14 protein-coding genes and 1 other RNA gene are annotated in these 15,531 nt (G+C 63.7%); 3 read left to right on the top strand and 12 right to left on the bottom strand.

Annotated elements, in window-relative coordinates:
• Positions 1-4: 4 nt before the first annotated feature.
• From B7X30_RS00585 to B7X30_RS00535, 11 genes are all read right to left on the bottom strand, one after another.
• Positions 5-1,702 (bottom strand): hypothetical protein, encoded by a 1,698-nt coding sequence (locus B7X30_RS00585; RefSeq protein ID WP_286728546.1) that lies wholly within the window; start codon positions 1,700-1,702, stop codon positions 5-7.
• 131 nt (positions 1,703-1,833) lie between these two features.
• Positions 1,834-2,094 carry a type B 50S ribosomal protein L31 gene (locus B7X30_RS00580; protein WP_013106124.1) on the bottom strand — a complete coding sequence of 87 codons (261 nt, stop codon included), beginning with the start codon at positions 2,092-2,094 and terminating at the stop codon, positions 1,834-1,836.
• A gap of 140 nt (positions 2,095-2,234) precedes the next feature.
• On the bottom strand, positions 2,235-3,497 hold the full coding sequence (rho, locus tag B7X30_RS00575; protein WP_013106123.1) for a transcription termination factor Rho: 1,263 nt from the start codon (positions 3,495-3,497) through the stop codon (positions 2,235-2,237).
• A 224-nt stretch (positions 3,498-3,721) separates the two neighbouring features.
• Complete coding sequence (trxA, locus tag B7X30_RS00570; RefSeq protein WP_013106122.1) at positions 3,722-4,051, bottom strand: thioredoxin TrxA; 330 nt, start codon at positions 4,049-4,051, stop codon at positions 3,722-3,724.
• A gap of 159 nt (positions 4,052-4,210) precedes the next feature.
• An RNA gene (gene ffs, locus B7X30_RS00565) (signal recognition particle sRNA small type) lies at positions 4,211-4,309 on the bottom strand.
• Between the two features lie 61 nt (positions 4,310-4,370).
• On the bottom strand, positions 4,371-5,426 hold the full coding sequence (locus tag B7X30_RS00560) for a bifunctional UDP-4-keto-pentose/UDP-xylose synthase (protein ID WP_286728545.1): 1,056 nt from the start codon (positions 5,424-5,426) through the stop codon (positions 4,371-4,373).
• Positions 5,423-6,352, bottom strand: coding sequence for a formyltransferase (locus tag B7X30_RS00555; protein WP_286728544.1), 930 nt, complete (start codon positions 6,350-6,352; stop codon positions 5,423-5,425). The genes B7X30_RS00560 and B7X30_RS00555 overlap by 4 nt, the downstream gene beginning before the upstream one ends.
• A complete protein-coding gene (locus tag B7X30_RS00550) occupies positions 6,349-7,371 on the bottom strand; it encodes a glycosyltransferase (RefSeq protein ID WP_286728543.1) in 1,023 nt (340 codons plus the stop codon). Before B7X30_RS00550 ends, B7X30_RS00555 begins: the two co-directional genes overlap by 4 nt.
• A complete protein-coding gene (locus tag B7X30_RS00545; protein WP_286728542.1) occupies positions 7,368-8,504 on the bottom strand; it encodes a DegT/DnrJ/EryC1/StrS family aminotransferase in 1,137 nt (378 codons plus the stop codon). The genes B7X30_RS00550 and B7X30_RS00545 overlap by 4 nt, the downstream gene beginning before the upstream one ends.
• A gap of 10 nt (positions 8,505-8,514) precedes the next feature.
• Positions 8,515-8,886: an SMR family transporter gene (locus B7X30_RS00540; RefSeq protein ID WP_286728540.1), complete on the bottom strand. Its 372-nt coding sequence runs from the start codon at positions 8,884-8,886 to the stop codon at positions 8,515-8,517.
• Positions 8,883-10,694 (bottom strand): glycosyltransferase family 39 protein, encoded by a 1,812-nt coding sequence (locus B7X30_RS00535; RefSeq protein ID WP_286728539.1) that lies wholly within the window; start codon positions 10,692-10,694, stop codon positions 8,883-8,885. The genes B7X30_RS00540 and B7X30_RS00535 overlap by 4 nt, the downstream gene beginning before the upstream one ends.
• A 128-nt stretch (positions 10,695-10,822) precedes the next feature.
• Here B7X30_RS00535 and B7X30_RS00530 point away from each other — a divergent pair, with 128 nt between their 5' ends.
• Entirely contained in the window at positions 10,823-12,454 is a 1,632-nt protein-coding gene (locus B7X30_RS00530) for an isovaleryl-CoA dehydrogenase (RefSeq protein WP_286728537.1), read from the top strand.
• Positions 12,455-12,545: 91 nt separating this feature from the next.
• Here the strand turns inward: B7X30_RS00530 and B7X30_RS00525 are convergent, their stop codons facing one another.
• Positions 12,546-13,352 carry an energy transducer TonB gene (locus tag B7X30_RS00525; protein WP_286728536.1) on the bottom strand — a complete coding sequence of 269 codons (807 nt, stop codon included), beginning with the start codon at positions 13,350-13,352 and terminating at the stop codon, positions 12,546-12,548.
• 304 nt (positions 13,353-13,656) lie between these two features.
• Between B7X30_RS00525 and carA the strand changes: the two genes are divergently transcribed.
• A complete protein-coding gene (gene carA, locus B7X30_RS00520) occupies positions 13,657-14,808 on the top strand; it encodes a glutamine-hydrolyzing carbamoyl-phosphate synthase small subunit (protein ID WP_276731046.1) in 1,152 nt (383 codons plus the stop codon).
• A gap of 8 nt (positions 14,809-14,816) precedes the next feature.
• Positions 14,817-15,509 carry a leucine efflux protein LeuE gene (leuE, locus tag B7X30_RS00515; protein WP_156055085.1) on the top strand — a complete coding sequence of 231 codons (693 nt, stop codon included), beginning with the start codon at positions 14,817-14,819 and terminating at the stop codon, positions 15,507-15,509.
• Positions 15,510-15,531 lie beyond the last annotated feature (22 nt).

The raw sequence follows: 15,531 nt of genomic DNA, 5'->3' as shown, positions 1-15,531 counted from the left end.
CGGCTCAGGGGCGTGAAGGCGCGAGACGTTGGTACAGATAGAGCGTGCCGCCGCGATCCCCCGGACGGCCGCCGCGCCAGATCGGACGCCACTGCGACGCAGGCAGCGGCGCGCGGGCGCCTAGCGCATAGGTGCATTGCGCCGTGCGCGAGGCGGAGAAATCGAGTCGGCTCCAGTAGCCGATCAGCGCCTGCGTGGTCAGATCGATGGCCACAGGCTGCAGGCAGGGCGAGCCGACCTGCATCGATAGCGCGCTGGCGCTCTGCACCGCATGCGCGACCTCGCGCCCCACGTTGCGGTAGGTGCTCGCATAGTTCAGAACCGGCATCCACAAGCTGCCCACCAGCACCCAGGCGAGGGTCACGCCGCTGGCCGACAACACCATGCCCTTCCACAAGGGGTGACGGTGGCGGCCGGTACGCCAAACAACCACCGCACCCCAGGCCAGAGTGGCGAACAGCGAGATCGCCAGGGCGACGGGGTCGAGACTGAATTGAAAGCCCGGCGCCAGCCGTGCAATATTGGCGGCCGGCTTGGCCGGCCAGCCGATAAACATGGCCAGCCACATGACCCAGACCACCAAGGCCAGCAGGCTGTAGAACAGCACGGCAAACCAGTCGATCGCTGCCAGGCCCGCGCGGCGCAACACCGGCAGCGCGAATCCCGACAGAATGGCTAGGGGCGGCAGGGCCAACAGAAAAACCTTGTCGTTGTTGCCCAGCGCCAGTGCGCTCAGCAAGGCCAGGGCTGCAAGAGCCCAGGCGGGCCGCAGATGCCAGGCCATCAGGGACTCACGCCAGCGCCACAAACCCCATGCGGCCAGCGGCCAGGCCGGCCAGGTGAACCACAGCCCGATGCGAAAGAAGTTGGCCAGAGTATCCAGATCAGGCCATTTGCCTCGCAGCATCCACCCCATCTGCGATTCGGCCCACAGCGCTGACAACACACCGACCGCCAACGCCAGCATGAGTGCCCAGTTGGCGCGGCGCAGACTGCCCCACAGCACGAGACCGAGCGTAAAACTCAGCAGCAGGGCAAACCATCCCGCCGCCGTCAGCGCCAGACACAGCAAGCCCGTGGCGATCAGACTGGCCGATTTCCAGGGTTTTCGCGGCAGCAGTGATATCCCCAGCAAAACGCCGCTCACCGCGGCGAGTTGCACGACCTGGGTCGAGGCTTCGTGACCGCGCCCCAACAGGCCCAGCGTGGCCAGCAAGGTCAGCAGCACCCCATCGGCAATGGCGCGGGCATAGTCGTTGGGAGTGATGGGCGGACCAAACGCGGGCCGCACCGGTTGGGCGTCGTCGTGGCGGGCGAAGTGAAAGGCGGCGTACCACGTCAGGCTCATGCTCGCCGCTAATGCCAGCATGAACGGCAGCCGCGACGCGAGCACCGGTCCCAGCCAGGAACCCAGGAGTTGTATCGATCCCGCCCCCAGCCAGTGGGCCAGCCAGCCGCCACTGACCGCCTGCCCGTAAAGCGTGGGATGAAACCAGGACGTGAGACCCTGCGCCATCTGCCACATCACCGCAAAACTCAGGCCATCCGTGCGCCAGGGATCGCGACCGATGAATCCCGGAAGAAGGTAGGCCGCACACAGAAGCAGAAGCAGCGGCCGCGACAGTTTGCCCACCGCACCGGGCTGCAGCGAGGGGCGCACCGGCGGTCTGCGGGTCTGTCCGTGAGAAAACGGCGAACTCATGGCGAGTGCGGTGGCGGATGAGAAGGGCGGATGCGTGGGAAACAACAACGGGCAGCCAGGCTGCCCGTTGTGCGGTGAAACTCAGGGGTTGCTGTGTACAACCCCGTGGCGCGAAAGGCGCGCGATGCGCCTCAGGCCTTGCCCGCGGCCTTGGCGAACTTCTGGCGGAACTTCTCGACGCGGCCGCCCAGCGTATCGATGCTCTTTTGTTGGCCGGTATAGAACGGATGGGATTCGGCGCTGGTTTCCACCTTGTACAGGGGAACCTCACGGCCGTCGTCGAGCTTGATGGTTTCGCGGGTCTGCGCGGTGGACGAGATAAGAATCTGCGAACCAGTGGACAGGTCGAGGAAGCAGACTTCGCGGTACTGGGGGTGGATTCCTGATTTCATGGGGGTTCCTTGGGTAACGATCTTGACGATCAAACGCTAGCCGCCGACGCCTGGGCTTGTTGCAAACGAGCGCTGCATACGGCTGTTGCAAACTGTCGGTACTTGGCAAAACGCAACATTGTCGCAGATTTTTCGGGCGATCAACCGCCTCGGCGCATCAGATCGAAGAATTCGGCGTTGTTCTTGGTCTGCTTCATCTTGTCGAGCAGAAATTCCATCGCCTGAATCTCGTCCATGGGATAGAGCAGCTTGCGCAGAATCCAGGCTTTTTGCAGGATTTCGGGCTTGAGCAGCAGTTCCTCGCGGCGTGTGCCCGAGCGGTTGATGAGCATGGCGGGATAAACGCGCTTCTCCGACAGACGGCGATCCAGATGGATTTCCATATTGCCGGTGCCCTTGAATTCTTCGTAGATCACTTCGTCCATGCGGCTGCCGGTATCGACCAGCGCGGTGCCGATGATGGTCAGCGATCCACCCTCTTCGATATTGCGTGCCGCGCCAAAAAAGCGCTTGGGGCGTTGCAGGGCGTTGGCATCGACCCCGCCGGTCAAAATCTTGCCGGAGGTTGGAATGACGGTGTTGTAAGCCCGCGCCAAGCGAGTGATGGAGTCGAGCAGAATGACCACATCTTTTTTCAGTTCCACCAGACGCTTGGCCTTTTCGATCACCATTTCGGCGACCTGCACGTGCCGCACGGCGGGCTCGTCGAAAGTGGAACTGACCACTTCTCCCCGCACCGAGCGCTGCATTTCAGTCACTTCTTCCGGGCGCTCGTCGATCAACAGCACGATGAGCACCACTTCAGGATGATTGTTGGTGATGGCATGCGCAAGCGCCTGCAGCATCACGGTCTTGCCGCTTTTGGGCGGGGCGACCAGCAGACCGCGCTGCCCCTTGCCGATCGGGGCCACGATGTCGATCACACGGCCGATGATGTTCTCTTCCCCCTTGATGTCGCGCTCCAGACGCATGTGCTCCGTGGGGAACAGCGGCGTGAGGTTCTCGAACATGATCTTGTTCTTGTTCTCCTCCGGGGTCACGCCGTTGACGCGGTCGACCTTCACTAAGGCGAAGTAACGCTCGCCATCCTTGGGCACACGCACCTCACCCTCGATGGAGTCGCCAGTGTGCAGATTGAAGCGGCGGATCTGGCTGGGCGAGATGTAGATGTCGTCGGGTGACGCCATATAGCTCGACTCGGGCGCCCGCAGAAAGCCGAAGCCGTCCGGCAGAACTTCAAGGCAGCCGTCGCCGAACACCTGCTCGCCAGTGCGGGCGTGCTTTTTGAGGATGGCAAACATCAGTTCCTGCTTGCGCAGGCGGCTGGCGTTTTCAATCTCGAACGACTGCGCCATTTCAAGCAGCTTGGAGACGTGCGTCGCTTTGAGTTCGGACAGATGCATGATGAAAAACTCGGGAAGGGGAGGCTGCGCAATATCCGTCGTCAGACGGTGCGTGCATCAGAGCAGCACGCGCAAGCAGCTAAAAGAATCGTGAGGGAATGTGGGCCGTGCCAAGGGTGCACGGCGGGGTGTCACGGCGATTGAATTGCCTGGCGCGGCGGTTCAACCTGAGTGTTGCGCGGTGCGATGCTTGAGGATTGCGAACTGCACCGCGCGATAAAAAATTATAGATGGGCGTCGACGAAAGCCGTCAATTGGGACTTGGAGGCGGCGCCCACTTTGTTGCCAGCCAGTTCGCCGTTCTTGAACAGCAGCAGGGTGGGAATGCCACGAATGCCGAACTTGGCGGGGATGCTGCGGTTCTCGTCCACATTGACCTTCATGATGGCGAGCTTGCCCTGGTATTCGCTGGCCATCTCGTCGAGCGTGGGCGCAATCATGCGGCAAGGCCCGCACCACTCGGCCCAGAAGTCCACGAGAACGGGAACGCCGGACTTCAGCACGTCTTGCTCGAAATCAGCGTCATTGGTGTGTTTGATCAGTTCGCTAGCCATGGTCACCTCGATAGAAAGATTTGATGGGGATTTTGACACAAGTTGCCGCTGTGGCGCTGAACGCGTGTGGTGGTTACGGAATCAGCGCTGCGACAAAAAGCCTTTGGGTTGCCGATGAACAAGCGCGCATCAGACGCAGCGGGCAGGCAAGGGTGTTGGGGTGACGAGCCGTTCCCCCGGCACTCACGGTAAACGGCTGTGGCTGCTCCGTTCCCGACCTGACCAAGTTCACCGCGCCGCGATGCGAGGCGGCCCGTCAATTGGTATTGTAGGGGTAATCGCAGGGCCATCACTGCAGCGCGTGTAGCGGGGCGCTGAGTCAATCGCCCGTTTCTTCCATCAACGCCCGCGCCTGGGCGATTTGGCCGCGATAGGCGTCGAAAATCTTGCGCAGTGCGGTCTGCATGTCGGCCTCGGGCGCCCAGTCGAGGTCGCGCATGGTGTTGGTGATTTTGGGCACGCGGTTCTGCACGTCCTGATAACCCGCGCCGTAATACGCGCCCGAGCTGGTTTCCACCACCTTCACGTTTTTGGCCGATTCGGCGTATTCGGGCATGTCGGCAGCCAGGCGCAGCATCATGTCGGCGAGTTCGCGCACCGAATGATTGTTGGCAGGATTGCCGATGTTGTAGATCTGACCGCTGGCCACACCGTTCTTGTTTTCGATGATTTTCATCAGCGCGTCGATGCCGTCGTCAATGTCGGTAAAGGCGCGTTTCTGGTGACCGCCATCGACCAGGCTGATGGTTTCGCCGCGCACGATGTGGCCCAAGAACTGGGTGACGACGCGGGAGCTGCCTTCCTTCGCCGAAAAAATATTGTCCAGTCCGGCGCCAATCCAGTTGAACGGGCGGAACAGGGTGTAGTTCAGGCCGTCCTGCTGGCCGTAACCGGCGATGACGCGATCCATCAACTGCTTGGAGCAGGCGTAGATCCAGCGCGGTTTGTTGATCGGGCCGTAGACCAGCGGCGAGTTCTCGGGATCGAATTCGGCATCTCCGCTCATGCCGTACACCTCGGAGGTGGACGGGAACACCAGATGCTTCTTGTGTTTCACCGCAGCGCGCACGATGGGCAGATTGGCCTCGAAGTCGAGCTCGAACACCCGCAGCGGCGCCTTCACATAAGTCGCCGGCGTGGCGATGGCCACCAAGGGCAGGATCACGTCGCATTTGCGCACGTGGTATTCGATCCACTCCTTGTTGATGGTGATGTCGCCTTCGAAAAACTTGAAGCGCTTGTTGGCGGTGAGGTCTTCCACGCGGTCGGCGTTCATGTCCATGCCGTACACCTGCCAGTCGGTGGTGGCGAGGATGCGCATGGAGAGATGATGACCGATGAAACCGTTGACGCCGAGGATGAGGACTTTTTTCATGATTGCTGTGTTGCGAGTTCCGAAATTTGTAGATCGTTCAGGGGAAAGCCAGGTTGGTCGGCATCCCATAGTTCGACGATGTGGAGTGCACCGCCATCGCCGGTTCGGGCCAGGAGTTGCCCCTCTGCGATATGCAGGCCGACCGCACTTTTGTCGGCGATTCGCGCACGCAGTGATGGTGATGCGATGCGGGCGCGCGCCACGATGAAACGCCGGCCCAGGTGATCGAAAAATGCGCCGGGGTAGGGCGGGGCCACGGCGCGGACGAGGTTGTAAACCGATTGCGCTGACTGGTTCCAGTCGATGCGACCGTCTTCGGGCTTGCGACCGCCAAAATAACTGCCGACGGACAGATCGTTGCGGCGACGCGGCACTTCCCCGCGCATCAACTGCGGCAGGACGTTCCACAGCGCGATTTCGGCGGCCACGGTGAGCTTGTCGAACACCTCCTTGGCGGTGTCGTCAGGCAGGATGGGTACGGCCTGCTGCGCGACGATGTCGCCCGCATCCGGCTTGGCTTCCATCAGATGCAGCGTGGCGCCGGTCTCGGTTTCGCCGTGCAGCACGGCCCAGTTCACCGGAACCCGGCCGCGGTATTTGGGCAGCAGCGAGCCGTGCATATTGAGCGCGGCGATTTTTGCTGCGGCCAGCAACCGCGCGGGTAGCATGCGGCGGAAGTAGAAGGAAAACAGATAGTCGGGCGAAAGCGCCGCGACCCGGTCGATCAGCGCCGCGTCAACTACGTCGTCCACATAGACCACGGGAATGCCGGCTTCTGCCGCCACGTCGGCCACGCGATCGAACCACAGGGTTTCGGTCGGGCTGTCCGGGTGGGTGACGACCAGTTGCACCTGCACACCCCGCGCGAGCAGCGTTTTGAGGCAGCGCACGCCGACGTTGTGATAGGCGAAGACGACGGCGTTCACGGCAGCGGGGCGGGGGTTTGTTGCGCGGCGTTGGCCGCCTGCGCGATATGCGGCACGAACACGCCGGGCTCGGGGGGCAGATCCTGCAACACGGCCTGCACCAGATAACGCGGACGTCCGCGCACCTGCTCATAAATGCGGCCGATGTATTCCCCCAGCAGGCCGATGCTGAACAGCACCACGCCGAGCAGGAAGAAGGTAATGGCGAACAGGGTGAATACCCCCTGTACCTGCGAACCTTCAACGAAGCGCTGCACCATGAGGTAGAGAAACAGCGCGCCGGAAGCGAGCGCCAGCAAAATGCCCGAGTAAGACATGAGCTGCAGCGGCACCAGAGAAAACCCGGTGACCAGATCGAAGTTCAGGCGGATGAGCTTGAACAGCGAATACTTGGAGTCTCCAGCCTGCCGCTCTTCGTGCGCCACTTCGATTTCGGTGGGTTTGAGCGCGAAGGTGTAGGCCAGCGCAGGCACGAAGGTGTTGGACTCGGTGCAACGGTTGACGGTATCGACCACGTCGCGGCCATAGGCGCGCAACATGCAGCCCTGGTCGGTCATGCGCACGCTGGTGATTTTTTCGCGCGTCCAGTTCATCGCGCGGCTGGCATAGCGGCGAAACCGGCTGTCCTGGCGCATGCGGCGAATGGTGCCGACATAGTCGTAGCCCTCGCGCATTTTGGCGACGAGTTTGCCGATCTCTTCGGGCGGGTTCTGCAGGTCGGCGTCGAGGGTGACGACGATAGGCGCGCGGGTGTGCTCGAAGCCCGCGAGGATGGCCATGTGCTGACCGTAGTTGCCGTTGAACAGCACCACTCGAGTGACATCCGGGCGCAGACGTTGCTGCGCGGCCAGCAGCGCGGCCGAGCGGTCGCGGCTGCCGTCGTTGACGAACAGAATTTCGTAGGGCTCGTTCAGCGCATCGAGAGCGGGGTAGAGGCGGGCGAACAGCGCGGCGAGTCCGGCCTCTTCGTTGTAGACGGGAACGACCACCGAAACGGCGGGGTGAGCATGCAGAGTCATAGGCCGAATTGTCGCAGCACGGCGTCGAGGGCGTCAGTTACCCGGGTCACATCGCTGTCTTGCATCCCAGGAAAAAGCGGCAAGGTGAGAATGGAAGCGCCCACGGTTTCGGCGTGTGGAAAGTCGCCGGGTTTGAAGCCGCGCTCGCGGTATAGGCTGAACAGGTGGATGGGCGGATAGTGCACGCCGGTGGTGATGCCGCGGTCTTTGAGCGCCTGCATCAGGGCGGCGCGTTGCACTTGCGGCGGCGGCACGATCTGGAACATATGCCAGTTGCTCTGAATGAAATCACGCGGCGGCAGTTGCACGCCCCTGGCCTCGACGCCCAGCGCATCGAAGGCGGCGAAATAGCGCTGCGCCAGATCTCGGCGGCGGGCGTTGAAGCGTTCGATGTGCTGTAACTGCCCCCAGCCCACGCGCGCGGCCACATCGGTGAGATTGGACTTGCCGCCCACTACATCGACGTCCATGCCGTCCAGGCCGCTGCGCTGCACACCTTGCAGGCGCAGGCGGCGGGCCAGATCGACGTCGGCGTCGGCCGGAAGCACCAGACAGCCGCCCTCGATGGAGGTGATGTTCTTGTTCGGATGGAAGCTGAACGAGGCAAAGTCGCCAAAGCTGCCGATGCGCTGGTGTTTCCACAGACTGCCGATGGCCTGCGCTGCGTCTTCGATGACGCGTAGACCGTGGCGGGCGGCGATGGCATAGATCGCATCCAGGTCGGCGGGCAAGCCGGCGAGGTGAACGGGCAGGATCGCCCGGGTGCGCGCCGTGATGGCCGCTTCGATGCGGTTGGCGTCGATATTGCGGGTGGCGGGATCGATGTCGACAAAAACCGGCGTGGCGCCCACCGCCAGGACCACATTGCTCGTCGCCACCCAGGACAGCGGCGTGGTGATGACTTCATCGCCCGGGCCGACGCCCAGCAGCCTGAGCGCGATCTCCATGGTGACGGTGCCGGAGGAATAGGCGAGCACCGGGCGTCCGCCGAAGTAATCGGACAGTGCCTGCTCGAAGCGAGCGCACCAGGGGCCGGTGGTGATCCACCCCGAACGCAGCACTTCGACGACACCGGCAATGGTGTCTTCGTCGATGTCCGGGCGGGTGAAGGGAAGAATGTCTTGCGGATTCATACAGTTGAATTCAGGCTCGGGCGACGATGATGACGCCCACGATGATGACGGCAATGCCGACGAGTTTCTGCGCGGTGAGCGCTTCGCCGAACAGCCACCACGCGGCAAAGGCGGTCACCACATAGCCGAGCGACAGCATGGGATAGGCGATGGAGACCTGCACCCGGGTGAGCGCCAGGATCCACACTACGACGGAGACCGCGTAGAACGTCAACCCCAGCAGAATCTGCCATTGCAGGGCGAAGTGCAGCCCGGCGTGCCAGATATTGCTCGCGGTGAAGCTGAAGCGCCCCACGGTTTCGGCCCCAGATTTGATGAGCAACTGCGCCGCCGCGTTGAGCAGCACGCCGGTGAGCACCAGGCCAAAGGCGACCGTGCTCATTGCTGGGCTCCGGCTTCAGCTTGCGGGGAAACCAGCGACGGCCCTGCGTTCCAGTCTGCGGGCAGCCGCGCCGCTGCCGCTTGGGCGGCCGCGCCGTAGTCTTGCCCCGGTTTGGCGATGACGACGAAGCGGGAAGTGCGGTAGATCACCGTCATCGGCATATGCAGCGCCTGCAGCGCGGGCAGGGTGGACGGCGACATCAGCGCCAGAGGCTGCTTGTCCTCGTTCCAGCGCCGGGCGAAATCGGCGTAGGTCGGCACCCACAGACCGGGCTGCTGCGTAATGCCGAAATGCAGCTCGCCCTGATACTCGACCAAGGTGACGGTGCGGTCGAGGTAAAAGGGCAAGGTCTGGTCATAAGTGCCGACGGCGTAGAACGGCTGACCCGGCAGAATCCAGGGCCGGATGGCGTGGACCACATCCTTGGTCGATGCGGTGCGGCCCAGAATCTGGAACTGCTGAATGCCCAGCGAGAACCCCAGCGTCATCGCCACGCTGACCAGCAGCACGGCCGCAGTGCGCCGGCCCTGCGCCTCCCAGCGCCAAGCCACAAGCCCGCTGATCAGCGCCGCCGCTGCGGTGCCTTCGAGCCACCAGCCGAACTGCTGATACAGCGCGCCGGGCGTGGTGGCGTTGCCCAATCGGTGCAACTGCGTGAAGCCGATCACCGCCGCCAGCCCGAGCAGCGCCAGCAGAGCAAACTGCCAGCGCAGCACTCTGGGCCGCGCCCGGTCGAGATAGTCGCCGATCAATAGTGCGATGGCCGGGAAGATGGGCAGGATGTAAGACGGCAGCTTCGATTTGGAGATGCTGAAAAACACAAAAATGAACACCGCCCAAATCACCAGCATGCCTTGTGCATGCAGGGTGCGCCCCTGTGCGCTGCCAAATGCCGCACCGCGCTGCGCGGGCCGCGCCGCGCCGCGCCAGAGGGCGGGAACAAGACTGCCCAGCCAGGGCAGCACGCCCAGGATCAGGATGGGAAAGAAGTACCACCACGGACCGGGACGTTTGAGTTCGCTGGTGAGAAATCGGGTGAACTGCTGATAGATGAAAAAGTAGTCGAAAAACTCGGGATTACGCGCTTGCACCCAGACGAACCAGGGCGCGGCAATAGCCAGAAAAATGAGCAGACCGCTGACGATATATAGCCGCGTCCACAGCTTCCAGTCGCGGTAAATCAGGGTGTAGAGCACCAGCGCGGCGCCGGGCAGCAGAATGCCGATCAGTCCCTTGGACAGCACGGCAAGCGCCATGAAGGCCCAGGTGGCCCACATCCACCAACGGGTCTGGGCGCGACTGGCGCCTGGCCGCTGCGCCAGCAGAAAGGCCATCAAACTCGCGGACATGGTGGCTGCGGTGCCCATGTCCAGCGTGTTGATGTGGCTCATCGCGTTCCAGTAAAACATGCTCGCCAGCACGCCTGCGGCAAACACCCCGGTGCGCCGGTTGAACAGCCGTGTTCCGGCCCAGCCGGTGAACAGCACCGTGAGCAGGCCGGTGAGCCCTGTCCACAGACGCGCCTGCCATTCGCCGAAGCCGAACACTTCATAAGTCATCGCAGTCGCCCAGTATTGCAGCGGCGGTTTTTCGAAGTATTTGAAACCGTCGAGCCGGGGCGTGACCCAGTCGCCCGTCACCACCATTTCCCGCGGAATTTCGGCGTAGCGGCCTTCGTCCGTCGGAACCAGATCGCGCCAGCCCAGCGTGCCCAGCCAAAGAACGACGAGGGCGGCAAACAGCAGCCAGGTCAGGCCGCGGCCGGGGCCGGTGTCTGAATCGGAAAAGTCTTGTGTGGATTGCGACATGGGGCAAGCGTGTTCTGTGCAAGGCTGGAGCCTGGCGGATAGCCGAGCATGGTAACGGGCTGTTCCTTGCACGCCACTGAGGGTCGGTGCTGCAATGCAGAGCAGACGAAACTGAACCGGAGACACCCATGACCTGGCCCACCCATGATGTGACCAATCAAGCCCCGCCCTTGCAGGATTACAACCTGTTCACCGCCGATCCCGCGCTGCGCGAGGCGCTCGCCCGTGCTGGCGGCGGCTGGGCGGAGGAGCAACTCACGCGCCAGGGCGCGGAGCTTGGCGCCGCCGCCAGCTACGAGCAGGGGCGACTGGCCAACCAGAACGCGCCGGTTCTGCGCGCTTTCGATACCAGGGGCTTTCGCCGCGACCAGATCGAGTTTCACCCGGCCTGGCATGCGCTGATGAGCGACATCGCCCGGCGCGGCCTGCACACCGGCCCTTGGGCGCGGCCGCAGCCGGGCGCGCATGTGGCGCGGGCGGCGGGCTTCATTTTGCAAACGCAGATCGAAGCCGGGTCGATGTGTCCCACCACCATGACCTACGGCGCGATTCCCGCGATGTCGCGCGACGCCCTGCTGGCGCGCGACTGGCTGCCTACGCTGATGCGCCCGGAATACGATCCGCGCGATCTGCCTCTGGCGCAAAAACGAGGCGGCCTGATCGGTATGGGCATGACCGAAAAGCAGGGCGGGTCGGACTTGCGCAGCAACACCACCCGCGCCGAACCCGATGGCGCAGGCGGCTACCGCCTGACTGGGCACAAGTGGTTTTTCTCCGCGCCGCAATGCGATGCCCATCTCGTACTGGCGCAGACCGCGGGCGGCCTGAGCTGCTTTTTCGTGCCCCGCTGGGCGCCGGACGGCAGCAAGAACCCGGTGCTGATCCAGCGGCTCAAAGACAAGTTGGGCAACCGTTCCAACGCTTCGTCCGAAGTGGAATTTCAGGGGGCTTGGGGGCATCTGCTCGGCGAAGAAGGGCGCGGCGTGCCGACCATTCTCGAAATGGGCACCTATACCCGGCTGGATTGCGTGCTCGGCACCACCGGGCTGATGCGCCAGGCCCTGAGCCAGGCGGTGCACTACGCGCGGCACCGCCTGGCTTTCGGCGCCGCGCTGATCGACCAGCCGCTGATGCGCAATGTGCTGGCCGACATGGCGCTGGAGGTCGAAGCCGCGATCGCGCTGGCCCTGCGGCTGGCGCAGGCCTTCGACTCGCAGCACGACGAGGCGCAGTTGCTGCTGCGGCGCCTGCTCACGCCGGCGGGCAAGTTTCGCATCTGCAAACGCGGCGCCGAACTCGCCGCCGAGGCGATGGAGGTGCTGGGCGGCAACGGCTATGTCGAAAACGACGTGCAGGCGCGCATCTACCGCGAGATGCCGGTGAACTCCATCTGGGAAGGTTCGGGCAATGTGATGTGCTTGGACGTGCTGCGCGCTCTGGGCAAAAACCCGCGCACCGCCGACGCCCTGATGGCTGAACTCGCCCCGGCGCAGGGGCGCAACGCCCATTTCGACGCGCACCTGCAGCGCTTCTCGGCGGCTCTGCGAGATACCGACGCGCAGCAATCGCGCGCCCGGGCGCTGACACACGACCTCGTGCTGGCTCTGCAGGCCGCTTTGCTGCTGCGGCACGCACCGGAGCCGATCGCCCAGGCCTTCTGCGCATCCCGGCTCGGGGGTGAGTGGGGTGGGGGCTTCGGCACCTTGAGTAAGGCGACGGATTTCGATCTGCTGCTCAGTCGGGCGCTGCAAACGGCGTGAGCAGAGATCTCAAGAAGCTCGCCGGGCCGCCCCTAGAGCTTCTTGCCCCTTGAGGGGAGAGCTGAGCGAAGCGAAGGTTTTCGGGGTGGTCTCAATTCAAAATACGGAACTTGATCGGCACTAGCACCCAGGATGCGACCGACTGACCGTTGCGCGTGGCGGCCACAAAGCGCCATTGCGCCACGGTGGTTTCGGCGGCTTCGTCCAGCCGCGAATAGCCGCTGGACGACATGAGCTTGATCTGCAGCGGGCGCCCATTCGGGCCAACCTGCACCTTGAGCAGGGCCGTGCCCTCCTCACCCAATTGGCGCGACAGCCGGGGATAAGGCGGCGGCGGATTGTCGAGATACTCAGCCTTGTACGAGGCCGCAGTCTCCACGACGGGCTCGGGCGCAGCGGAGGCCGCCGCCGCGGGGCGGGGCGGGTTGGGCGCCGCTATGGACGTGGCGACCTGCGGGGCCGCACTGGGCGCGGCAGTTTTCGCCGGGAGGTCGGGGGCAGGAGGGACCGCAGGCGCTACGGTCGGCTCGATCGACGGCGTGTTCGCGCGTGGCAACACTGGCTTCGGCGGCTGCGGGCGCTGGGATATCGTTGGAATCTGCGAGGTCGGATGCGGCGGAGCGGGTCGGGTGAAGTGCTTTTTCGGGGGGGCGGGCTGCGTTTTTTCGGGTGGCGGCACGACCGCTGTCGCCTGGGGTGGCGCAGGGGGCCGCGCGGCAGGCAGCGGCGCTTTCTGCAAGGTGATCCATTCAATCCGCTGTTCTGGCTTGTTGGGCGCCTGGGTGGGCGTGAACACCAGCCAGGCGAGCAGCAAGGCGTGCGCGAGCAGAACGCCGAACGCGAGGGCGAGCAGAGGGATGGGCCGAGGCGGGGGCGTCAGAGAGGGAAGGGTATTCATTACGGCAAGTCGGCGTGTCCGGGCGCTTTGAGCGGCCCCTGGGCCGGGCTAGGCCCAGCCCGCCCCCCGTGGGGGTCAAGGGAACTTGGGGCGGCCCAGCGTTTCCTTGAGACGCTGCGCAGACAAACCTCATGAATATAATCTGACAAATTTTGTGCGCCTGAAGTGTTGCCGCCCTGCGGTGACCCCCAAGGGGCGTGATGTTCGGGCAAATTGGCCTCACAGCTATTTGCGCGCCGCGCCCCAGATTGTCGGCCAGGCTGGCGATCCATTCCAATATCCGGGCGCTCACCGGAGAATTCTCATGCTGTCCATGCTGCCCAAAGCCGTTCTGGTTCTCGCCGACGGCTCGATCTTTCGCGGCCTCTCCATTGGCGCGAGTGGACAGACGGTTGGCGAAGTGGTGTTCAACACCGCGATGACCGGCTATCAGGAAATCCTGACCGATCCCAGCTACTGCCGCCAGATCGTCACCCTGACTTATCCGCATATCGGCAACGTCGGCGCCAACGCACAGGACGTGGAAGCGGCCCAGGTGCATGCCGCCGGGCTGATCATCAAGGATCTGCCGCTGCAGATGTCGAACTATCGCGGCGAACAGACGCTCGACGCCTATCTGCGTCAAAACGGGACGGTCGCCATCGCCGGCATCGACACCCGCAGGCTGACGCGCCACTTGCGCACCGAGGGCGCGCAGAGCGGCTGCGTCATTGGGCTGGAGGCGGGGCAAGACATCACCGATACCGTGATTCAGACGGCGCTCGATGGCGCGCGCGGCTTTGCCGGTCTGGCCGGAATGGATCTGGCCCGCGTCGTCACCACGCCGCAACCCTACGAGTGGACGCAGACCGACTGGTCGCTGGAGCGAGGTTATGGCGAAATGGCCCAACCCCTGCGTCATGTCGTGGCCTACGACTTCGGCGTGAAGTTCAACATCCTGCGCCTGCTGGCGGCACGCGGCTGCCGCGTCACCGTGGTGCCCGCGCAAACCTCTGCCGCTGACGTGCTGGCGCTGCGGCCCAACGGCGTGTTCCTCTCCAACGGCCCGGGCGACCCCGAACCCTGCGATTACGCCATTGCCGCGACCCAGAGCATCATCGCCGCCGACATGCCGACCTTCGGCATTTGCCTCGGTCATCAGATCATGGGGCTGGCCGCTGGCGGCAAGAGCTTCAAGATGAAATTCGGCCATCACGGCGCCAATCACCCGGTCAAAGACCTCGATAGCGGCCGCGTGTCCATCACCAGCCAGAACCACGGTTTTGCGGTAGACGCGGCCAGCCTGCCCGACACCGTGCGCACCACGCATGTCTCGCTGTTCGACGGCACGCTGCAAGGGCTGGCCTGGAAAAACAAACCGGCATTCTGCTTTCAGGGCCACCCGGAAGCTAGTCCCGGGCCGCATGACATCGGTTACCTGTTCGACCGTTTTGTCGCTCTGATGGATCGCGCCTGAGACTGCCCATGGATCACATGTTCGGCGTCGTCAATCTGTGGACCTATGTGCTCGGGGTGATCTTCATCGTCCTGCTGCCGGGGCCGAACTCGCTCTATGTGCTGAGTGTTGCGGCGCAGCGCGGGGTGCGCCAAGGCTATCGGGGCGCGTTCGGGGTGTTTCTGGGCGACACGGTGTTGATGGTGCTGGCCGCAGCCGGGGCAGCCTCGTTGCTGGAAACCAATCTGGCCCTGTATCACCTGGTTCAGGCGGCGGGAGCGCTGTATTTGGGTTGGCTGGGCATCAATATGCTGCGCGCGGCCTGGAAGCGCTGGCATACGCCTGACACCGGCCTGCATGCCCAGGCGCCGCAGCCTCATGCCCACCCCGCGCAGGCCGGAAAGAGGCTGGAAAACCCGTTTCAAAAAGCCTTGTTCATCAGTCTGCTCAACCCCAAGGCGATTTTGTTTTTTGTGTCGTTTTTCATCCAGTTCGTCGATCCGCATTACCCGCATCCGGCACTGTCGTTTCTGCTGCTGGGCCTTATCGTCCAGTTCTTCAGCCTGCTCTATCTGTCGGTGCTGATCTTTGGCGGCGTGCGTGTGGCGGATGCCTTCCGCCGCCGCCGACGCCTTTCCGCGCTGACGATGGGCGCGACCGGGGCCGGATTTTTTGGCTTCGGCGTGAAACTGGCGCTGGCGGCTACCGCAAGAACACACTGATTTTTCACCTGATTCAACCGCA

This window comes from Thiomonas sp. 13-64-67 (assembly GCF_002282795.1).
GTDB lineage: Bacteria > Pseudomonadota > Gammaproteobacteria > Burkholderiales > Burkholderiaceae_C > Thiomonas > Thiomonas arsenitoxydans.
This window is presented reverse-complemented; position numbering and strand designations above follow the sequence as displayed.